The organism is Bradyrhizobium sp. AUGA SZCCT0105, from assembly GCF_018129565.1.
Lineage (GTDB): Bacteria > Pseudomonadota > Alphaproteobacteria > Rhizobiales > Xanthobacteraceae > Bradyrhizobium.
The window spans coordinates 553076-572242 of record NZ_JAFCMK010000005.1 but is presented as its reverse complement, the minus strand read 5'-3'; the positions used below and the strand labels follow the sequence as shown (position 1 = coordinate 572242).

The window sequence follows — 19167 nt, the reverse complement described above, 5'->3', positions numbered from 1 at the left end:
GGGCCTGGATCAGGACTTGGATCGGGACAATGACACTTCAGAAGAAACGAGCACTCCACATTGGAGGCGCGAGCTGGCTGCTGCTCGGCGCAATGCATGGCGGCGCGCTGGCCGACGACACGCCGACGCAACTCCCTGACATCACGGTAACGGCGCCAAGCCCGATCCAGCGGCATCGGACCGTGCCCACGCGCGCGCCGGTTCATGTCGTCCGGGCTGCACCTAGCCGCAACCGCGAACGCGCCCCAGCCGCGCAACCCGCGCAAGCAGCGCCGGCACCGCAGCAGGGCGTGCTGCCTGTCGTCACCGACCAGTTCGCAACGGTCACCGTGGTGCCCAACGAGGAGCTGCGGCGCTCCGGCGGCGCGACGCTGGGCGATCTCCTGTTCTCGAAGCCCGGCATCACCGGTTCGAGTTTCGCACCCGGCGCATCGAGCCGGCCGATCATCCGCGGCCTCGACGTCAACCGCGTCGGCATTGTCGAGAACGGCCTCGGCGGCGGCGGCGTCTCGGATCTCGGCGAAGATCATTTTGTGCCGATCGATCCGTTCTCGACCAACCAGATCGAGGTGGTACGGGGACCTGCCGCGTTGCGCTACGGCTCGACCTCGATCGGCGGCGTGGTGAGTGCCACCAATAACCGGATTCCCGACGCGATGCCGACCTGCGCGGCGACGCCGTTCCAGAGCTACGGATTGCCGGTGAAGGCGCCGCTGGCCGACAGCGCCGCGCCCGGTTGCCTCAATGTCGAGACCCGCACGTCGGTGAGCTCGGTCAATCGCGGCGTCGAGGGCGGCATGCTGCTGGACGCCGGCGGCAACAATGTCGCCGTGCATGCCGATGTCTATGGCCGCACCAGCAGCGACTACAGCATCCCGAGCTATCCGTATCTGTTCGATCAGACCCGGCCGGTGAACGGCCGCCAGCCGAACTCCGCGACGCAGTCGGACGGTGCCTCGGTCGGCGCGTCCTATTTCTTCCAGGGCGGCTATATCGGCGCGTCGATCACCCAGAACGACTCGCTCTATCACATTCCGGGAATCGACGGCGCCGATCACCAGACCCGGATCGACGCGCACCAGACCAAGATCGCCGTCAAGGGCGAGTACCGGCCCGATGCTGCTGCGATCGACGCCGTACGGTTCTGGGTCGGCGCAACCGACTATCGCCACAACGAGCTCGGCCTCGCCGATCCGACCGACCTGTTCAGCGACGGCGTGCGCCAGACCTTCACCAGCAAGGAGCAGGAGGCCCGCGTCGAGGTGCAGATGATGCCGTTCAACGCGCGCTTCGCCACGGTGACCACGGCGTTCGGCCTGCAGGGCGGACACCAGGAGCTGACCGCGCCGAGCCCGGACAACCCAGGCGCACTGTTCAACGGCCTATGGAGCCCGAACAACAACAACCGTATCGCGGGGTATGTTTTCAACGAGTTCAAGTTCACGGATTCGACCAAGGCGCAACTCGCCGGCCGCATCGAGCATGTCGACCTGCACGGATCGACGCCGGATTTCCCGGCGGACTTCCTGCCCGACGGCGCGCCGCAAAGCTCGGTCGCGCGCAATCCGTCCTACACGCCGGTCAGCGGCAGTGTCGGGCTGATCCAGAACCTGCCCGGCGACCTCGTCGGCAGCATCACGGCGCAATATGTCGAGCGTGCGCCGAAGCCCGCCGAGCTGTTCTCGCGCGGCGCGCACGATGCGACCGCGACCTTCGACATCGGCAATCCGAACCTGACCATCGAGACCGCGAAATCGGTCGAGGTCGGCCTGCGCAAGGCGACCGGCCCGTTCCGCTTCGAGGCCACCGCCTACTACACCCGCTTCAGCAATTTCATCTATCGCCGCCTGACCGGGGTGATGTGCGGCAGCGATTTCGATTCCTGCGGCAATGGTGATCCCAACAACGAGGGCCGCCAGGCGGTCTATTCGCAGCGCGATGCCATCTTCCGCGGCGCCGAATTCCAGAGCCAGATCGACATCGGCCCGCTCAACGGCGGCATCTGGGGCATCGAGAACCAGTTCGACGTGGTGCGCGCCACCTTCACCGACGGCAGCAACGTGCCGCGGATTCCGCCGGTGCGGCTCGGCGGCGGCGTCTACTGGCGCGACAGCAACTGGTTCACCCGCATCAACCTGGTGCACGCCTTCGCGCAGAACGACATCGCGGTCATCGGTGAGACCCCGACCGCGGGTTACAATCTGCTGAACGCGGAGATCACCTACAACACCAAGCTCAATCAATCATGGATCGGTGCGCGCGAGATGACGCTTGGTCTGGCCGGCAACAATCTGCTCAACCAGAACATCCGCAACTCGGTGTCCTACACCAAGGACGAGGTGCTGATGCCGGGCCTCGGCGTGCGGGCCTTCGCCAATCTGAAGTTCTGAGACAAGCGTATCCCTCTGCCATCAGCGGCAGAGGGATCAATGGTCCGCGCAGCCCGGATGGAGCGCAGCGCAATCTGGGGACGCTGCGCCCGCGGCGGAACTGATCCCGGATTTCGCTTCGCTCCATCCGGGCTACAAGCGTCTCTGACGCGAGCGGAGTCGCGAGATTCGCTCGATCGAAACGATCAGTGGCCGACGACGACTTCGCTGATCTGGATCACCGGCTGCAGATCGGTGTAATTCGGAATGTCGCCCATGATCTCCTGGGCGTGCTTGCCCATGCCGGCCGCGAAGGCCTCAACCGAGTCGCAGAAGATGTGGCACATCCCGACATAGGTTGCGGGCGTCCCCGGTGCGCCGCCGGCGAGACCCTTGTCGACGGTGTAGTATTTGCAGGCGTCGCCGAGGCGCGCCTTCACCAGCGGCATGTGCTTGTCGCGATAATACTCGTGGTCAAAGCGTGCGCCTGGATTGTTCGGATACATCACACTGACCTTGATCATGGCGCGCACTCTCCCTGTTGATATGACATGCGCCGGTCTTGTCCCGGCGCTTGGCTCAACTGTGCTTCAGTTTCCGATAGCGCGCAACCGTTCCGGGCGACGCTCGCGCGGATGTCAGATCGCCTTGCCCCAGTCCGGCTGGATCGGCCCGGATACGCCCTCGGCAGCGCCGTCGACCAGTTCCATGACAAGCAGGCGACTGTAGTCGACGGGGCCGGGCATCGTCATCCGTCCCTTCGGGACCGGCTTGAAGCCAACCCGCGAATAGTACGGCGCGTCACCGACCAGCACGATGAGCCGATGGCCCTTGGCGCGGGCGTCGTTGATCGCACGCTCGAGCAGCGCGCGGCCGACGCCACGGCTGCGGAACGGCGGCTCGACCGTCAACGGTCCGAGCATCAGGGCCGGCGTATCGCCGACCGTGACCGGGAGTTGGCGCACCGAGCCGACCAGCAGCGTGCCGATCCGCGCCGTGAAGGAGACGTCGAGCAGATGATCGACATGCTCGCGCAACCGGTAGGCGCTGAGCGCGAAGCGGCCAGGCCCGAAGGTGCGCTCGTGCAGGCGCTCGATCGCCTGGGCGTCTTTCGGGGTCTCGGGCAGGATGGTCAGGGACAGTTCTGTCATTGTGGGGCGCGGGATAGCATCTGGCGCGCGCGCGGTCCATCACCGCCATGTCGCCGGCGGCGGCTTGCCGTCGAGCACCTCCGCGATCCGCAGCCGCGTACCGGGGGTGGTGTCATCAGGCAGGTCAGCCGTGTCGAAAAAGCCGCAGGCCACGATCTCGCGATTCGGCTCCGGCAGCCGGTCCTGCCGGTAGTTCCTGACGACATAGACCGCGACATGATCGCGCGGCGAGACGTGGCTGTTGTGGAAGATGCCGTGCAACACCGGCGTGCCGTCGAGCTCGATCCGCCCTTCCTCCTTGAGCTCGCGCCGCAGCGCTTCGATAAAACTTTCACCAACCTCGACCCCGCCGCCGGGCAGATACCAGCCCTGGACATAGCTGTGCTTGACCAGGAACACCTTGTTGTCGGCGTCGAGCACCACGGCGCGGACCCCGAGCGTCATGCTGCGGGCCAGCCGCCAGTAGAGATGAAACACCCACCTGATCTGCGGCTCGTAGCGCTTGCGTAAATCGAGCAGGACCGTCACTGAACCCTCGACATCATGGTGCTTGATCCGTGCTTTGATCCTTGCGCGCCTGCGCAGCTCTTGCCAATACAGGGCAGGACGTTCGGGATAGCACGACATGACCGGCTGCCGGCCACTTTTCGCCGACAATCCGAAGGGAATCGCGTGATGGCGGCGTTCCGTCTCGCGCATTTGTCGGATCCGCATCTGCCGCCGCTGCCGGCGGCGCGGCTGCGCGATCTCGCCGGCAAGCGCGCCTTCGGCTATTTGAACTGGACGCGCAACCGTCACAAATATCATCGCCGCGACGTGCTCGACACGCTGGTGTCGGACATGCAGGCGCAGCAGCCGGACCACATCGCCGTAACCGGCGACCTCGTCAACCTGGCGCTGGATGCCGAGTTCAATCCGGCGCGGCAATGGCTCGAGGGTGTCGGCGGCGCTGCCGACGTCACTGTGGTCCCAGGAAATCACGACGCCTATGTGCGCGCGACCCGGCATCGCTTCGTCAGTCACTTCGGCGACTATCTGCGCGGCGACGCCGATGGCGCGGCGACACATTTTCCGTTCGTGCGCCGCCGCGGCCCGGTGGCGCTGATCGGCGTCTCCTCGGCCGTGCCGACGCCGCCGCTGATGGCGACCGGCTGGCTCGGCCATGCCCAGCTCACTGCGCTGGATACGATCCTCGCGCAGTTGGCGCGGGAGGAGGCCTTTCGCGTCCTCCTGGTGCACCACCCGCTGCACTCCGACGGGCGCGCCAAACGGCTGACCGATTCGCATCAGCTGCTGGCGCTGCTCAAGCGGCATGGCGTCGAGCTGGTGCTGCATGGCCATGACCACATCCATTCGACGATGTGGTTCGACGGCCCCGAGCGGAAAATCCCGGCGATCGGCGTGCCGTCGGCATCGGCGCTGGCGCGCAAGCACTATCCGGCGGCGGCCTACAATCTGTTCTCGATCGAGCGCGACGGCAATGGCTGGCGCTGCGAGCAGACCGTGCGCGGGCTCGGCGCTGACGACGGCATTCACGAACTGAAACAAGTGCGGCTATCCTAATCACCGCCCCCGCCGCCGCCACACCCACCGCCGCAGCCGCCTCCACTGTCGCCGCCACCTCCACCGTCGCCGCCACCTCCATCACCGCCGCCGTGGCCACCGCCGTCGCCACCATGGCTTCCGTCACTGCCGGCATCGCCAAAACCCGCCGACGATCCATCGATCGACGAGTCGGCGAAATCGCCGCCGCAATACGGACTGCTGCCACCGATGCCGCTGCGGCGCAGTGCCTCGCAGTCGGTGTGATAGATGAAGCCGTTCGCGATGCTGAGCTTGGCGTCCAGCGCGAACAACAGCGGCAACCGCGTCGGCCTGACCGGATCGATGTTCTCGTACTTGCAGCAATACCACCAGACCCGCCGCAGCCCTTCGTTGCTCCGGCGCCGCTCCTTCACCAGCACGACGGCGGGCGTGTGATGCAGGAAGGATCCGAAGGCCCGGCGGCAGAACGCGTCGTATTCGCGGGTGTAGAGAATGAATTCGTGCCAGAGGTCGTCGGCCGCTTGCGACGGCATCGAGACGTAACGCTTGCCGCTCATCAGATGGGCGAGGAAGAACTGCCGCAGGCCGCGCGACACCAGCGCACTGTCCTTGCGGGCGAAGCCGGGGTGATGCTTCTCGAGCCGCGCCAATAGGCCCGCCGGCCACTTGAAGGTGCGGATATATTCGGCGCGCCGCAGCGTCTGCCATTTGCCGAACAGCACGGCGCTGCCGACCACCGCGGCCGCCGCCAGAATGCCGAAAAATGCCGAGGCGGGAGTTACGACCACGATGCCCCCCGCCCGTCAGCGGCTAGAAGTTCTGCACGCTCGCCAGCAGCGCGAAGCCGAACAGCGCCAGCGCGCCCAGGATGAAGCCGAGCACGAACATGCCGATCCCGCCGCGGCGCTTCGGTGCCACCATCGGCACGGGCGGCGGAGCCGGCGGCTCGGCAACCGGAAGCGGCGTTGCCACCATCGCATGCTCGCGCTCGATCATGCGCCGCGCGACATAGTCGGTGACCGCATCGACCATCACGGCCACGTCGTGCGATTCGGCAAGCACGATGCGGCCGAATCTCGTGTCCTGCACGAAGCGGTAGATGCGCTTGTCGCGGCCCATCAGTACATGCGCGACCACGTCGATCCACAGCCGCGGCGTCTCGCCTTGGCTGATGCCGCGGTCGAACAGATCGACCTTCTCCGGCACCTGCGCAAACAAGGGATCGAGCGCGTCGTTGAGGATCTCGAGCCGCGCCACTTCGGCATCGCGCAACTCGACGACGACGCCGGTGCGATCGGCCGCCTCGATCCGCGCCCGCCGCAGCGCCTCTCGCAGCGTCGGACGCATCTCGCGCGCCTCGCTGCCGGTGTTGTGCGGATCGGACATGCCTTACGGCCTCGTGGTGACGGGTTGCCTACCCATTAACCTATCAGCAACCATGACGTCCGCAAAGCACGTTGGTTCCCAAGCACTTAGGTGGCCACTTATCCCCAGATGAAAGATCCCGGCACTGTCCCAAAAGCGGTCGACCCCACCCGGATGAACCGGATGGGGCCGCCGTCCTTGGACGTTTCTTAGCTCAGGTAATTTTGGTGTCAGGCCGAAACCCGGGACGGCTCCTCGACGATCGAGAAGCGCACGCCGGCCTTGTGGCGGCTCTCTTCCGAGACTTCCTTCCAGCACTCTTCGGCTTCCTTGCGGGTCTTGAACGGACCGCGGACCTGGGCCGAGCCTTCGACGAGCTTGTGGAAGTTCATCGAGCCGAACTCGCCGCCGATCACCCAGAAATTGCTGCCCTTGCTCATCGTCAGTCTCCTCTAAAAAATCCTGCCCTTGCTCAGCCGCCTGAATTCTGATCCCCGCGATCTACTCGCCGTATCGACATTCTTGACAGAGCATTGCGAAGCGCGTGTCAGGAGATAAACGCGAAAACGGGAAGTTCGTACAGACGCCTTGTTTTTTATTGGTGATGTCATGTAACATCTGAACTTGTAATAAATGTCGATTTGTAAATTTTGTAACAAAATGGGTCAGGAAGGCTGTCATGCCGGGCGAGTCCGGAAAGAAGCTGTTCGTCGGTCCGCGCTTTCGGCGGATCCGGCAGCAATTGGGGCTGTCGCAGACCCAGATCGCCGAGGGGCTCGGCATCTCGCCCTCCTACATCAACCTGATCGAGCGCAACCAGCGCCCGGTGACCGCGCAGATCCTGCTGCGGCTGGCCGAGACCTACGACCTCGATTTGCGCGACCTCGCCACCGCCGACGAGGACCGCTTCTTCGCGGAACTCAACGAGATCTTCTCCGATCCCCTGTTCCGCCAGATCGACCTGCCGAAGCAGGAACTGCGTGATCTCGCCGAGCTGTGCCCCGGCGTGACGCATGCGCTGCAACGGCTCTACGCCGCCTATACCGAGGCGCGCCGCGGCGAGACGCTGGTGGCGGCGCAGATGGCCGATCGCGAAGGCTCGCAGTTCGACGCCAACCCGATCGAGCGGGTGCGCGACCTGATCGAGGCCAACCGCAACTATTTTCCGGAGCTCGAGACCGCGGCGGAAAATCTGCGCGACGAGCTCAACGTGCCCACCGAAGGCCTGTTCACGGCACTCGCCACGCGGCTGCGCGAAAAACATTCGATCGTCACCCGCGTCATGCCGGTCGACGTGATGCGCGAGACGCTGCGCCGTTTCGACCGCCATCGCCGGCAGTTGCTGATCTCCGAACTGGTCGACAGTGCCGGCCGCAGCTTCCAGCTCGCGCTGCAGATCGGCTTTGTCGAATGCGGCGCCGCGATCGACGCGATCGTGAGCCGCGCCGGCCCGCTCGACGACACCGCGCGCAGGCTGTACCGCATCACGCTCGCCAATTATTTCGCGGCGGCCGCGATGATGCCCTACCAGGCATTCCATTCCGCGGCCGAGGCCCTGAGCTACGACGTCCACGTGCTGGCACAGCGCTTCAATGCCGGCTTCGAGCAGGTCTGCCACCGCCTCACCACGCTGCAGCGGCCGAACGCGCGCGGCGTGCCGTTCTTCCTGTTGCGCGTCGACAACGCCGGCAACGTGTCGAAGCGGTTTTCCTCGGGCACCTTCCCGTTCTCCAAATTCGGCGGCACCTGCCCGCTCTGGAACGTACATTCGACCTTCGACATGCCCGACCGGCTGCTGAGCCAGGTGATCGAGCTGCCGGACGGCACGCGCTACTTCTCGATCGCGCAGACGGTGCGGCGGCCGGTGGCGCCCTATCCGCAGCCGCAGCCGCGCTTTGCGATCGGGCTCGGCTGCGAAATCCGTCATGCGGCAAAGCTCGTCTATGCGACCGGCATGGATCTGGAGAAGGTCGAGGGCACGCCGATCGGCGTCAACTGCCGGCTCTGCGAGCGCGAGAACTGCAGCCAGCGTGCCGAGCCGCCGATCACGCGCAGCCTGATCCTGGACGAGACCACGCGACGGGTGTCGTCGTTCGCATTCTCGAATGCACGGGAGCTGTGAGATCAATCCACCGCGGCAAAGGCCTTGCACCAGCCGCCCTTGCTGATGGCGCCCTCCACCACCTTGCAGCCGTCGGGCGCGACGAACAGCGTGCACAGCCCGCACGAATAGATGCCGTTCGGCGTGTCCCGATATTCGGCTTGCGGTTGTGTCATTTTGTCGGAGGCCGCTGCCGTTCGCGGCAGAAGGGCCGCGGGAATTCCTGCGATGGCGGCGACGACGAACGCGCGCCGCGAACGTCCGAACTGTTGTTTGGCCATGGTGTTCACCCCATGCGTCGTCCCGGCGAAAGCCGGGACCCATACTCCGTGGCAGGCATTGTAAACGGGACTCGTCGTTCCAGCACAACAATGATCATTTGTGGTTATGGGTCCCTGCTTTCGCAGGGACGACGTTGAAATTCTCACCCAACGCGCGCCGCTATTAGCTCCGTCACTCCGCGCAACGGCTTCGCCGTTGTCGCTGGAGGAGCGCGTCTCGAAGGGTCGACGGCCACCAGCCGGGCCGTTCATCCTTCGAGGCTCGCGCTTCGCAAGCCCTCAGGTGCGCAATTGCGCACCGGGGAGTGACGCCAGGAGTGCGAACGCGCGACCGAACCCGCTCAGGGCTTCCGCAGATTGAGCGAGAAGCGCAGGTTGAGCGGCTGCAACATCTCCGGCGGCGGTGCCTCACCGACATTGCCGCGCTTCAGGATGGTCCGCAGGTCCTCGGTCGCGCCGGCGTCATTGAAGGCCGGAAACGAGACGCGCTCGACGGTGCCGTCCGGGTTGAGCCAGGCGCGCACCACGAGCGTCGGCGGCGGCCCGTTCTCCTTGCCGGAATGCTCGATGACCCAGTTGCGGAAGCGATTGGCAACCGTCTCGTCGGCCGCAATCCATTCCTCGAACCGGTACTTGACCAGCTTGGCGAACTGCGCCCATGACGGCGGCGCCTGTTCCGGATTGCGAAAGTTGGCGTCTTGAGCGTGGCCCGGCGCTGGGGACAGGATCAAGAGGCCGAACGAGAGCACGAGCGTGCCCCGCAAGATGAGCATGGTTCTGGACAAGGGTTGACCGCGGACAGCCGGCTGACAGGACAACGCAGCAACTAGTCGCTCATTATTGCAGGCATGTGACGTGTGCCGAGATGCTGGCGGCGCGATGCGCGCGTGACGCGGTGCCACTCATCTGCGGTCGGTCGTCTTCTTGGAAGCGCACGCCGTGCGCGGCAAGGAAGGATTTGGCGTGCACGGCATCGACCGCCAGCACGCGGTCGACCGTGGTCCTGCGGCTCACCACGCCTTCGACGAGGCCGCGGGAATCCAGTACGGGCGCTCCGCTGGTGCCGAAGGTGACATTCGAGCGCAGCACGAGGTGCTCAGGATCGCGCAGGATGGTATCGACGAACGCATTGCCGAGCGATCCGCCATGCGCGAGCATCGGCTTCAGGCGGTCATAGGCCTCGGCAAACACCATGTCGTTGGCAACGGGCGTGTCGGCGCGCGGAAATACCGCTGCGAGACCCAGCGTGCGTGGCACCTTGATCAATGCAATGTCGCTCGCGGCAAGCGCCACTACGCGCGCCGCGACGGCCCGGCCCTCCTTGCTGACGACAATGCGGGCGCAATCCGCGACCGCATGACGCGCGGTCAGCATGTGGCCGAGATCGTCGACAAAGAACGCAGTGCCGTCGAGCCGCTGGCTGGCGGCCGGCGGACCAGTGACGTCACGCGCCAGCGGTTTCGCAGCCTCCATCTGTCGCACTGGTTGAAACGGGGAGAATGGCACCTGCGCCGCCGCGCGCTGCGGAGCGAAGCCAATGAGGGCGCAACCGATCACCAGGCCGCAGGCCAACCGGACATTGTGGACAGGCAATCCCGTGCGCGCCGTCGACGCCGCGTCCAACATCGAAACCAAGTGATGCACCTTCAGACCCCAACCCCGTAGACCCCAAGCGCCTGCCCTTCAACGCCGCCGCAAATCGCTTGGCAGCAACGTTTGCACATACACCGCACTGAAGGGTGGCTGAAGAGGGCTCGACGTACGATGAGGCGCGCCAAAGCGCTTTCGCCCGCAACGCCGTCACGTCGATGCATCAAAATGTGAAACGATGACTTTCCATCATTGCCGTTTCGCAACGGCGGCTGCGACCACATGATTTCAGGCATCACATGGAGGTCTCAGATGAATGAGCATGCCAGCAAAACCAGCGTCGCCCCTTCCGCGGGAGCTGACGTCCGCGTGATCGAGACGCTGCTCACCCGAAACCTTCCGGAGGTTTTCGGCGAAGGCGATCCGGTGCGCCGAAGGGCCGCAATTGAAGAGCTCTACACCGCGGACTGCGTGCTCTACGCGCCGCCGGGCGTTCTCGTAGGCCGCGACGCACTCGACAAGTTCGCCGGCGATCTCCGCGCGACGCATCCGCACTTTGTCTATACGCCGCACGGCGCGCCGCAGGCGCTGCACAATTCCGGGCGCCTGGCATGGGGCTCCGGGCCGAAAGGCGAAACACCGGTCTATACCGGCGTGGATTTCATCATCGCACGGGACGGCAAGATCGCGGCGCTTTACGTGTATTTGGACTCTCCGCCCTTGTGAGCGGCGGTGGCGTGTTGCCGCGATCGCCGCGCCGAAGACACGCTGAACGAGGCGGCGGACGTCATGCGACGGCACAACCGGCCGGGGCTATGCGAGCCAGCATGCGCGCGCGACATCCGCCTGAGCGACTGCCCACCCGTTGAACGCGCCCCGGATCTGCGGCACGCAACGGTCCTCGTCTCCGCGCGGGACGCTGCGAAGCGCCGCCGCGCGAGAGGGACAGCGGTCATCAGATCGATCTGCGCCGCGTTTCGTCGTCCGTGCCTGCTAACTTCCTGGAGGCGAGTAGGCAGCCTTGAGCTTGCTCGCGTGCTGACGCACCACCTTGATCTCGTCCTGCGTGAACAGCCGGACCAGTTTCACATTCTGGATGGCGCCGGACGCCACGACCACGCCGGTGATGGCGGGTGCGACGGTCGGATCCGGCACGTCGAAGATCACCATCACGCCGGGGCCATCGGCCGCCATGCTGTACATCGAAATCAATTTGCCGCCGGCCGTCTCAATCAACTTCTTGGCCGCCTCAAGCCGATTGGTTGTCGGGTTCTCCATGATGCTGTTGATGGAACGCGGCGTGTATTCCCCTGAGAGGCAGAAATGCATGGCAATCCCTCCACTTGGCTAGGAATGGAAAAAGGCATTCACCCGAGCGTCGCCCGGGCAGAAGAAGATTTCGTACTGAAATGAGGAAAAAGCGGCCTGCCGATGGCCAGTTGCGCTGCCGCTTATTCTCCGGAACTCGGCGTGACCGGTGGCAGCTCGCCGCGCAATCTACATCAAATGACAGGCAAATGAAATTGCGTTTCGTGGCTCCGGAAAGTTCGCCCTGTCATCGACCGGCCTTGAAGGGCAGCCCGCCTGACCTGATGCGCGAGCGAGCACGGGCGGTCGTCTCGGAGCGGGCAGCCCATCGCACGCAGCACAACGTCCCGAGGCGCAGGACGGAACGAACCTCGTGGCGATAGACGTCCTGTGGTAGATGTCACCCGCGCTCATTGCCGAGCGCGTAGACTGATTGAACAGGGAGTTTTCAGATATGAATTTCCGTGCATTTGGCTTTTCAATTGTCGGATTGCTTGCGGCGGTCTCTGCGACGGCGGCTGCGGATTCTCCGCCGAGCTATCAAAGCGATCCCGACACCTACAAGGTCATCTTCGAGGATCAGAATTTCCGCATCATCGCCGCGACCTGGAAGAAGGGGACGACAGACAAGCCGCATTCGCATCCGGTGCCGTTCGTGGTCTATCCGCTGACCGACTGCACCATTCGCCTGCACAATACCGACGGCACCACGCGAGACACCCCCAGCAAGGCAGGCACGGCGTTTGCCGGGCCAATCGTGGTTTCCCATACCGCCGAGAACATCAGCGGCGACGAGTGCAAGGCGATCTTCGTCGAGCGCAAGTAGCCGAGCCGCCGGCGGCGAAATCTCCGCGATCATCCGTCGGCATTCCGATAGGGCAATGCCGACGGATCCCGGGACGAAATCACACGCAACGCTGCTCACCACGCCGGCCGGCGGCGTTGCGTTCGTGACTGCGGTCGTAACCCACGCGGAAGCAGCGCAATTCGGACACCGCGCCTTGCAAACAAGGCCGATCTGCCTCAGTGTCCTGCACCTCCCGTCAAGAACAAGAGAAAGAACACGCATGAAGCATCGCGCGCTCGGCCGCTCCGGCATCACCGTCCCTCCCCTCTGCTTCGGCTGCAATGTGTTCGGCTGGACGGTGGACGAGGCTGCATCTTTCCGGCTGCTCGACACCGTGCTGGAGCATGGACTGACGTTCCTCGATACGGCCGACGTCTATTCGCGCTGGGTGCCGGGTCATCACGGCGGCGAGTCCGAGACGATCATCGGCGAATGGATGAAGGCGCGCGGCAATCGCAACCGCATCATCCTCGCCACCAAGGTCGGCATGGACATGGGAGACGGCAATGTCGGCCTGAAGCCGGACTACATCGCGCGCGCCGTCGAGGACTCGCTGCGGCGGCTGCAGACCGACCACATCGACCTCTACCAGTCTCATAAGGACGATGAGACCACACCGCAGGAAGAGACGCTCGCAGCCTATGACAAATTGATCAAGGCCGGCAAGATCAGGGCGATCGGTGCCTCGAATTTCTCGGCGGAGCGGCTCAAGAGCGCGCTGGATATTTCCAGGGCGAACGGGCTGCCGCGCTACGAGAGCATGCAGCCCGAATACAGCCTGGCGGAGCGGTCGAGCTACGAAGGCGCGCTGCAACGCGTCTGCGAGGAGAACGACGTCGGCGTGATCACGTTCTTCTCCCTCGCCGCCGGATTCCTGACCGGCAAGTATCGCTCGGAGAGCGACTTCGCCAAGAGCCCACGGGGCGCGCGCAGCATTCCAAAATACATGAACCCGCGCGGCATGCGGATCCTCGCCGGCCTCGACGAGGTCGCCGCGGAGACCCGCACAGAGCCGGCCGCGGTCGCGCTCGCCTGGCTGATGGCGAAGCCCGGCATCACCGCACCGATAGCGAGCGCAACCAAGCCCGAGCAGGTCGCAACGCTTGTCGCGGCGGCGAGGCTCGAGCTGAGCAAGGGGCAGGTCGAGCGGCTGGACGCCGCGAGCGCGTAGCGGGGCGATTCACTTCACCTCGCCCCGCGTGCGGGGAGAGGTCGGAACGCATCGTCAGATGCGTTCCGGGTGAGGGGGAGTCTCGGCAAATATAGCCATCACCGAATATGCGGAGACAGCCCCTCACCCCAACCCTCTCCCCGTAAGAACGGGGCGAGGGAGCACACCGACTTTGCGGGTACAATTCAGCCTAATCTCATCACGCCCTAGCCCCACGGCCCGCGCTGGCCTGAGGCACCGCCCCAGGGGCTGCGCGGCGGATAGCTGGCGCCGGCCGGGCGTGGCGCGGTCTGGGTGCCGAGTTCGGCGGCGAGTTGCTGCAGCGCGGCGATGCGGTTCGCGGTCGAGGGGTGGGTGGCGAACAGATTGTCGACACCGTGGCCCGACAGCGGGTTGACGATGAACATGTGCGCGGTGGCCGGATTGCGCTCGGCTTCCATGTTCGGCAACTGGTGCGCTGCGTTCTCGATCTTCGCGAGCGCGGATGCCAGCCACATCGGCTGGCCGACGATGCGTGCGCCGAAATTGTCGGCGGCGTATTCACGGGTGCGGCTGATCGCCATCTGCACAAGCATGGCGCCGAGCGGCGCCAGGATCATCATCGCGATCGAGCCGACGATGCCGGGGCCGTTGTTGTTGCGGTTGCCGCCGAAGAACATGCTGAACTGCGCCAGCATCGAGATCGCGCCGGCGATCGTCGCGGTGATCGTCATAGTCAGCGTGTCGTGGTGCTTGATATGCGCAAGCTCATGCGCGATCACGCCGGCGAGTTCCTCGCGGCTGAGCTGCTGCATCAAGCCAGTGGTGACGGCAACCGCGGCGTTCTCCGGATTGCGGCCGGTCGCGAATGCGTTCGGCTGCGCCTCGTCCATCACGAACACGCGGGGCATCGGCAGGCTCGCGCGCTGCGCGAGCTCGGCGACGAGATTGTAGAGGTCCGGCGCCGAACGCGCATCGACCTGACGGGCGCCGTACATCGACAGCACCATGCGGTCGGAATTCCAGTAGGTGAACAGGTTTGTCGCAGCCGCGACGATCAGCGCGATCACGGCGCCGGTGCCGCCGCCGATCAGATAGCCGACGCCCATGAACAGGGCGGTGAGGCCGGCAAGCAGGAGCGCGGTGCGGAAATAATTCATCGTGGTTCCCTCACGGCGAGCGGAATGCTGCCACAACTGACGCCGCTGAGGTAGGGATTTTGCCGCGGAAGCCGCAAGGGGAAGGTGTGCGTCGCAGCGACGCGGCGCGGGTTAACGATTGGTCATGTGACGCGATCGGTAGCCCGGATGGAGCGAAGCGAAATCCGGGACTATCTCACCGCGGAGAAACTGCCCCGGATTGCGCTTCGCTCCATCCGGGCTACGAAGTTGCGAATTACTCCGCCGGCTCCCGCGCGATCACCGCCTCCTCCGCGCGCAGCGCGACCCGCAGCATGCGGGCGAGCTGGGCGCGGCCATAGGGCTTGGCCAGGAACAGAATGCCCTGCTCGAGCTTGCCGTCCTGGTCGATGGCGTCATCGGTGTAGCCCGAGGTGAACAACACGCGCAAGCCGGGGCGCCGCCGCTCGACCTCGGTGGCCAGGTCGCGTCCGTTCATCGCACCGGGCATGATGACATCCGTGAACAACAGATCGACCGGCGCGCCGCTGTCGAGCACGGCAAGCGCTTCGCCGCCATTATTTGCCGACAGCGTGGTGTAGCCGAGGCTCTCGATCTGGGTCAGCACGTAGGAGCGCACCAGTCTGTCATCCTCGACGACGAGCACGATCTCCTGCGCGCCGCGCACCTCCGGCTGCCGCCGCTCGGGTAGCACGGCCGGCGAGAGCACCGCCGCGCGCGGCAGATAGAGCATCACCCTTGTACCGCGACCGACCTCGCTGTCGAGCGCGATGTGGCCGTTGGACTGCTTGACAAAGCCGTAGACCATGGAAAGCCCTAGGCCGGTGCCCTTGCCGACGTCCTTGGTGGTGAAGAACGGCTCGAACACTTTGGCGAGATCGGCTTCCGCGATGCCCTGGCCGTTGTCGATCAGCGCGATCGCGACATAGTCGCCGGCGGCAAGTCCGTCATGGCCGTGCACGTCTGATGGCTTCAGTTCGGCAGTGCGGGTCTCGATCCGCAGCCGGCCGCCCTTCGGCATCGCATCGCGCGCGTTCAGCGCGAGATTGATGATCGCGGTGACCAGCTGGTTGGAATCGACCAGCGCGCGCGGCAGATCGGGTGCGGGGCGAAAATCGATATCGACATGGTCGCCGATGGTCGGCCGGAGCAGCTCGATGGTGTCGACCATCAGCGCATTGACGTCGACATCGCTCGGCTGCAGCGGCTGCTTGCGCGCGAAGGCGAGCAGATGCCGCGTCAGCGATGCACCGCGCTCGGCAGCGTCGCGGATCAGACTGGTGATCTCGGTGAGTTGGCGGTTGTGGGCGACCGCCTCGGCCAGGATGTCGATGGTGCCGGTGATGACGGTAAGGATGTTGTTGAAGTCGTGCGCGATGCCGCCGGTGAGCTGGCCGACCGCTTCCATCTTCTGCGCCTGGCGGATCCTGCTCTCGTTGACCTCGGCCTCGCGGAAACGCTCGAGCAGGACTTCCGAGCGCTGGCGCTGCCGGCCCTCCTCGGCGAGCGCGACATGCGCCTCGCGCAGCTGCGCCTCGGTCGGGATCGCCAGGATTTTCGGGATCAGCGGCCAGAGCAGCACCGCGGTGAAGATCGAGGCGACAGCGGTGAGCGCCTTGACTATTCCTTCGAGGCCGTAGATCGGCACCCACAGCGTGTAGATCGAGAACACATGGGTGAGGCCGCAGGCGAGGATGAACGCGGCGAACGGCCAGGCCATCCAGCCGAACTGGAAGTCGCGCCGCTTGGAGACGAGGATCGCCAGCGCAAACGGAATCGAGAAATACGAAGCGGCAATGATCGCGTCTGAAATCACGTGCAGCCAGATCAGCTCCGGCTCCCACAACAGGCAGATACCGTGTGGCGAAAACGTTGACGAATCCAACAGACGCTCGAGAAAACTCCACATGGGTCCCTCCGGGCGTGATCGATCCGCCGACACCCCCGCCCGCGAATCAGCCGCCGATCATAGCGGCGGCTCTTCACTCTGCCGAAGCTCAATTGGTCTAACAGGGCATCCCCGTTGTTGCCCGGTGTCGCCCTGGTGTATGCAGGATGGACCTTGATCCCCCTTTCCCAGCCGGTGACATCGATGCCAGCTTCTCCCCTCCGCGCCCCGATCATGTTCGCAGCGATCGCGGGGGCGCTGGCGCTCTCCTCGCTGGGTCAGGCGCAGCAGCCGCTGCCCAATCCCGCAGGCTCCGCCCCGGTCAGGCCGCGTCCGGCCACGGTGGTCGCGCCAAGGGCCGCGTCCTGCCACAACGGGCAGAGCTTCGATCGCTTCCTCGCCGAGCTGAAGCAGAAGGCGGTCGCCGCCGGCGTCTCGCAGCGGACGATTGCGGAGGCCACGCCCTACCTGGTTTACGACCAGGGCATCGTCAACCGCGACCGCGGCCAGCGCGTGTTCGGGCAGATCTTCACCCAGTTCGCCGGCCGCATGGCTGCGAACTACCGGATGCAGCAGGGCCAGCAATACATCCGGACCTACGCGGCCGCGTTCGCGCGCGCCGAGAAGGAGTATGGCGTGCCGCCGGCGGTGATCGCCGCGTTCTGGGGACTGGAGAGCGACTTCGGCGTCCAGATGGGCAATCTGCCGACGCTGAAATCGCTGGTGTCGCTGGCCTATGATTGCCGCCGCTCGGAGATGTTCCAGGGCGAGACCATCGCGGCGCTGAAGATCATCGAGCGCGGCGACCTGACGCCCGACGAAATGATCGGCTCATGGGCCGGCGAGCTCGGCCAGACGCAATTCCTGCCGACGCACTATTTCAACTATGCCGTCGACTATGACGGCGACGGCCATCGCAATCTGCTCGCCAGCGGCCCCGACGTGATCGGCTCGACCGCGAACTACATCGCCAACGGATTGAAGTGGCGGCGCGGCGAGCCGTGGCTGCAGGAGGTGCGCGTGCCGCAGGCCGCGAATTTTCCTTGGGACCAGGCCGACCTCACCGTCAAGCTGCCGCGCTCGAAATGGGTTGCGCTCGGCGTCACCTTGACCGACGGCAAGGCGCTCGCCAATGACGAGATGCCGGCCTCGCTGCTGCTGCCGATGGGCCGGATGGGTCCGGCGTTTCTCGCTTATCCAAACTTCGCCGCCTATACCGAGTGGAATAACTCGTTGATCTACTCGACCACCGCCGGCTATCTCGCCGGCCGCATCGCGGGCGCACCGCCAATGCAGCGGCCGCACGCGCCGGTGGCGCAACTGCCGTTTGGCGAGATCAAGGAGCTGCAATCGCTGCTGGCGCGCGCCGGCTACGACGTCGGCAAGATCGACGGCGTGCTCGGCCAGGCGAGCCGCAGCGCGGTGAAGGCGATGCAGATGAAGTACGGCCTGCCGGCGGATTCCTGGCCGACCGCGGAGCTCTTGGCCCGGATGCGCGGCGGTGGCCGCACGCAGCCGGCCGCGGACGCCGCGATGCCGCCGACGCGGTAGGACAGCATCGGGGTGTCTAAACAGGCCGCATTGCTCTTGGACCGTCACCCCCGCGCAAAGGCTTCGCCTTTGTCGCTGGAGGTGCGAGCGGAGCGAGCCTCGAAGGGTCGACGGCCACCAACCGGGCCGTGCATCCTTCGAGACGCGCTTCGCGCTCCTCAGGATGACGGGGCGCGAATGCGCCGCGAAATAATTGACCAAGTGTTACAGACGTCCGCAGTTGTATTCTTCCCTTCGCGGCCCCATGTGCAGCATCGCCGTTCGGCAGATCCGGATTTCATCAGAACAAAGAGCACCCCATGTCCTTTCATGACGCCGTCGTCCCCGCGTACTTGCAGATCCTCAACAGCCTCACCGGCGAGCTGACCAAGGCCGAGGCGCATTGCGAAGCTAAGAAGATCGCGCCCGAGGTGCTGCTGGGATCGCGGCTCTATGCGGACATGCTGCCGCTGACCAAGCAGGTGCAGCTGGTCTGCGATCACGCCGCACGCGGCTGTGCGCGGCTGACCCATAGCGAGGTGCCGTCGACGCCCGACACCGAGAAGAGCTTCGGCGAACTGAAGCAGCGGCTGGCGAAGACGATCGACTATGTGAAGTCGTTCAAGCCGGAGCAGTTCGACGGCGCCGACGCCAAGGACGTCACCTTCCCGATCGGCGCCGAGCGCACCATGACCCTGAAGGGCCAGCAATTCCTCAGCGCCTTCTCGTTCCCGAACTTCTACTTCCACGCCGTCACCGCGCACGGCATCCTCCGCCACAACGGTGTCGAGATCGGCAAGCGCGACTTCCTCGGCGTCAGCTGACGCGATATTCCCCGCGGCGGGATTTTCTCACCTCTCGCCAAGGCTTCGGCGCGACACGTCGCCTCGCACGCCCGGCCGT

20 protein-coding genes are annotated in these 19167 nt (G+C 65.2%); 8 read left to right on the top strand and 12 right to left on the bottom strand.

All coding sequences use genetic code 11. The annotated features are described in order from the left end of the window. Window positions 1–29 precede the first annotated feature (29 nt). Window positions 30–2390 (top strand): TonB-dependent receptor, encoded by a 2361-nt coding sequence (locus tag JQ573_RS25720; protein WP_212315591.1) that lies wholly within the window; start codon window positions 30–32, stop codon window positions 2388–2390. A 185-nt stretch (window positions 2391–2575) separates the two neighbouring features. On the opposite strand, the gene JQ573_RS25715 is transcribed toward JQ573_RS25720, so the two are convergent. The 3 genes from JQ573_RS25715 to JQ573_RS25705 form a co-directional block, all read right to left on the bottom strand. Beyond that, window positions 2576–2893, bottom strand: coding sequence for an EthD family reductase (locus tag JQ573_RS25715; RefSeq protein WP_092124536.1), 318 nt, complete (start codon window positions 2891–2893; stop codon window positions 2576–2578). 114 nt (window positions 2894–3007) lie between these two features. Beyond that, the gene (locus tag JQ573_RS25710; RefSeq protein WP_212315593.1) at window positions 3008–3520 is read right to left on the bottom strand and encodes a GNAT family N-acetyltransferase; all 513 of its coding nucleotides are present in this window, start codon (window positions 3518–3520) and stop codon (window positions 3008–3010) included. Window positions 3521–3559: 39 nt separating this feature from the next. After that, window positions 3560–4048 (bottom strand): NUDIX domain-containing protein, encoded by a 489-nt coding sequence (locus JQ573_RS25705; RefSeq protein ID WP_212315595.1) that lies wholly within the window; start codon window positions 4046–4048, stop codon window positions 3560–3562. A 147-nt stretch (window positions 4049–4195) separates the two neighbouring features. Here JQ573_RS25705 and JQ573_RS25700 point away from each other — a divergent pair, with 147 nt between their 5' ends. After that, the gene (locus tag JQ573_RS25700) at window positions 4196–5083 is read left to right on the top strand and encodes a metallophosphoesterase (protein ID WP_212315597.1); all 888 of its coding nucleotides are present in this window, start codon (window positions 4196–4198) and stop codon (window positions 5081–5083) included. Here the strand turns inward: JQ573_RS25700 and JQ573_RS25695 are convergent. The 3 genes from JQ573_RS25695 to JQ573_RS25685 form a co-directional block, all read right to left on the bottom strand. Beyond that, window positions 5080–5853 (bottom strand): hypothetical protein, encoded by a 774-nt coding sequence (locus JQ573_RS25695; RefSeq protein WP_212315599.1) that lies wholly within the window; start codon window positions 5851–5853, stop codon window positions 5080–5082. The two genes, JQ573_RS25700 and JQ573_RS25695, sit on opposite strands and share 4 nt — an antisense overlap. A gap of 22 nt (window positions 5854–5875) precedes the next feature. Continuing rightward, entirely contained in the window at window positions 5876–6451 is a 576-nt protein-coding gene (locus JQ573_RS25690; RefSeq protein WP_212315601.1) for a hypothetical protein, read from the bottom strand. A 209-nt stretch (window positions 6452–6660) separates the two neighbouring features. Next, window positions 6661–6870 (bottom strand): hypothetical protein, encoded by a 210-nt coding sequence (locus JQ573_RS25685; protein WP_016839740.1) that lies wholly within the window; start codon window positions 6868–6870, stop codon window positions 6661–6663. Window positions 6871–7109: 239 nt separating this feature from the next. Between JQ573_RS25685 and JQ573_RS25680 the strand changes: the two genes are divergently transcribed. Beyond that, the gene (locus tag JQ573_RS25680; protein ID WP_212315602.1) at window positions 7110–8552 is read left to right on the top strand and encodes a short-chain fatty acyl-CoA regulator family protein; all 1443 of its coding nucleotides are present in this window, start codon (window positions 7110–7112) and stop codon (window positions 8550–8552) included. 2 nt (window positions 8553–8554) lie between these two features. Here the strand turns inward: JQ573_RS25680 and JQ573_RS25675 are convergent, their stop codons facing one another. The 3 genes from JQ573_RS25675 to JQ573_RS25665 all read right to left on the bottom strand — a co-directional run bounded on the left by JQ573_RS25675 (window position 8555) and on the right by JQ573_RS25665 (window position 10285). Then, the gene (locus JQ573_RS25675) at window positions 8555–8821 is read right to left on the bottom strand and encodes an iron oxidase (protein ID WP_212315603.1); all 267 of its coding nucleotides are present in this window, start codon (window positions 8819–8821) and stop codon (window positions 8555–8557) included. 332 nt (window positions 8822–9153) lie between these two features. Next, window positions 9154–9585 carry a hypothetical protein gene (locus tag JQ573_RS25670; protein ID WP_212315604.1) on the bottom strand — a complete coding sequence of 144 codons (432 nt, stop codon included), beginning with the start codon at window positions 9583–9585 and terminating at the stop codon, window positions 9154–9156. Between the two features lie 64 nt (window positions 9586–9649). Then, on the bottom strand, window positions 9650–10285 hold the full coding sequence (locus JQ573_RS25665) for a serine protease (RefSeq protein ID WP_212315605.1): 636 nt from the start codon (window positions 10283–10285) through the stop codon (window positions 9650–9652). A gap of 429 nt (window positions 10286–10714) precedes the next feature. Here JQ573_RS25665 and JQ573_RS25660 point away from each other — a divergent pair, with 429 nt between their 5' ends. Further along, window positions 10715–11128 (top strand): nuclear transport factor 2 family protein, encoded by a 414-nt coding sequence (locus tag JQ573_RS25660; RefSeq protein WP_212315606.1) that lies wholly within the window; start codon window positions 10715–10717, stop codon window positions 11126–11128. A 267-nt stretch (window positions 11129–11395) separates the two neighbouring features. Here the strand turns inward: JQ573_RS25660 and JQ573_RS25655 are convergent, their stop codons facing one another. Continuing rightward, window positions 11396–11731 (bottom strand): GYD domain-containing protein, encoded by a 336-nt coding sequence (locus tag JQ573_RS25655; protein ID WP_092124526.1) that lies wholly within the window; start codon window positions 11729–11731, stop codon window positions 11396–11398. 433 nt (window positions 11732–12164) lie between these two features. Between JQ573_RS25655 and JQ573_RS25650 the strand changes: the two genes are divergently transcribed. Next, window positions 12165–12536, top strand: coding sequence for a hypothetical protein (locus JQ573_RS25650; RefSeq protein WP_212315607.1), 372 nt, complete (start codon window positions 12165–12167; stop codon window positions 12534–12536). 241 nt (window positions 12537–12777) lie between these two features. Then, window positions 12778–13728, top strand: coding sequence for an aldo/keto reductase (locus JQ573_RS25645; RefSeq protein WP_212315608.1), 951 nt, complete (start codon window positions 12778–12780; stop codon window positions 13726–13728). Window positions 13729–13934: 206 nt separating this feature from the next. Here JQ573_RS25645 and htpX read toward each other — a convergent pair whose 3' ends face one another. Both htpX and JQ573_RS25635 read right to left on the bottom strand, forming a co-directional pair. Next, window positions 13935–14867 carry a zinc metalloprotease HtpX gene (htpX, locus tag JQ573_RS25640; RefSeq protein WP_212315610.1) on the bottom strand — a complete coding sequence of 311 codons (933 nt, stop codon included), beginning with the start codon at window positions 14865–14867 and terminating at the stop codon, window positions 13935–13937. A gap of 235 nt (window positions 14868–15102) precedes the next feature. Beyond that, window positions 15103–16755: an ATP-binding protein gene (locus JQ573_RS25635; protein ID WP_212315612.1), complete on the bottom strand. Its 1653-nt coding sequence runs from the start codon at window positions 16753–16755 to the stop codon at window positions 15103–15105. A gap of 183 nt (window positions 16756–16938) precedes the next feature. On the opposite strand from JQ573_RS25635, the gene JQ573_RS25630 reads away from it, so the two are divergent. Together JQ573_RS25630 and JQ573_RS25625 are read left to right on the top strand one after the other, a co-directional pair. Continuing rightward, window positions 16939–18285 carry a lytic murein transglycosylase gene (locus JQ573_RS25630; RefSeq protein WP_249132267.1) on the top strand — a complete coding sequence of 449 codons (1347 nt, stop codon included), beginning with the start codon at window positions 16939–16941 and terminating at the stop codon, window positions 18283–18285. Window positions 18286–18584: 299 nt separating this feature from the next. Then, the gene (locus JQ573_RS25625; RefSeq protein WP_212315614.1) at window positions 18585–19088 is read left to right on the top strand and encodes a DUF1993 family protein; all 504 of its coding nucleotides are present in this window, start codon (window positions 18585–18587) and stop codon (window positions 19086–19088) included. Window positions 19089–19167: the final 79 nt, after the last annotated feature.

What these genes read in the sequence shown, in the direction of transcription:
- JQ573_RS25720 (WP_212315591.1), top strand. Translation starts at nt 30, where the DNA reads ATGACACTTCAGAAGAAACGAGCACTCCACATTGGAGGCGCGAGCTGG.
- JQ573_RS25715 (WP_092124536.1), bottom strand. Translation starts at nt 2,893, where the DNA reads ATGATCAAGGTCAGTGTGATGTATCCGAACAATCCAGGCGCACGCTTT.
- JQ573_RS25710 (WP_212315593.1), bottom strand. Translation starts at nt 3,520, where the DNA reads ATGACAGAACTGTCCCTGACCATCCTGCCCGAGACCCCGAAAGACGCC.
- JQ573_RS25700 (WP_212315597.1), top strand. Translation starts at nt 4,196, where the DNA reads ATGGCGGCGTTCCGTCTCGCGCATTTGTCGGATCCGCATCTGCCGCCG.
- JQ573_RS25690 (WP_212315601.1), bottom strand. Translation starts at nt 6,451, where the DNA reads ATGTCCGATCCGCACAACACCGGCAGCGAGGCGCGCGAGATGCGTCCG.
- JQ573_RS25685 (WP_016839740.1), bottom strand. Translation starts at nt 6,870, where the DNA reads ATGAGCAAGGGCAGCAATTTCTGGGTGATCGGCGGCGAGTTCGGCTCG.
- JQ573_RS25680 (WP_212315602.1), top strand. Translation starts at nt 7,110, where the DNA reads ATGCCGGGCGAGTCCGGAAAGAAGCTGTTCGTCGGTCCGCGCTTTCGG.
- JQ573_RS25670 (WP_212315604.1), bottom strand. Translation starts at nt 9,585, where the DNA reads ATGCTCATCTTGCGGGGCACGCTCGTGCTCTCGTTCGGCCTCTTGATC.
- JQ573_RS25665 (WP_212315605.1), bottom strand. Translation starts at nt 10,285, where the DNA reads ATGGAGGCTGCGAAACCGCTGGCGCGTGACGTCACTGGTCCGCCGGCC.
- JQ573_RS25660 (WP_212315606.1), top strand. Translation starts at nt 10,715, where the DNA reads ATGAATGAGCATGCCAGCAAAACCAGCGTCGCCCCTTCCGCGGGAGCT.
- JQ573_RS25655 (WP_092124526.1), bottom strand. Translation starts at nt 11,731, where the DNA reads ATGCATTTCTGCCTCTCAGGGGAATACACGCCGCGTTCCATCAACAGC.
- JQ573_RS25650 (WP_212315607.1), top strand. Translation starts at nt 12,165, where the DNA reads ATGAATTTCCGTGCATTTGGCTTTTCAATTGTCGGATTGCTTGCGGCG.
- JQ573_RS25645 (WP_212315608.1), top strand. Translation starts at nt 12,778, where the DNA reads ATGAAGCATCGCGCGCTCGGCCGCTCCGGCATCACCGTCCCTCCCCTC.
- htpX (WP_212315610.1), bottom strand. Translation starts at nt 14,867, where the DNA reads ATGAATTATTTCCGCACCGCGCTCCTGCTTGCCGGCCTCACCGCCCTG.
- JQ573_RS25635 (WP_212315612.1), bottom strand. Translation starts at nt 16,755, where the DNA reads ATGTGGAGTTTTCTCGAGCGTCTGTTGGATTCGTCAACGTTTTCGCCA.
- JQ573_RS25630 (WP_249132267.1), top strand. Translation starts at nt 16,939, where the DNA reads ATGCCAGCTTCTCCCCTCCGCGCCCCGATCATGTTCGCAGCGATCGCG.
- JQ573_RS25625 (WP_212315614.1), top strand. Translation starts at nt 18,585, where the DNA reads ATGTCCTTTCATGACGCCGTCGTCCCCGCGTACTTGCAGATCCTCAAC.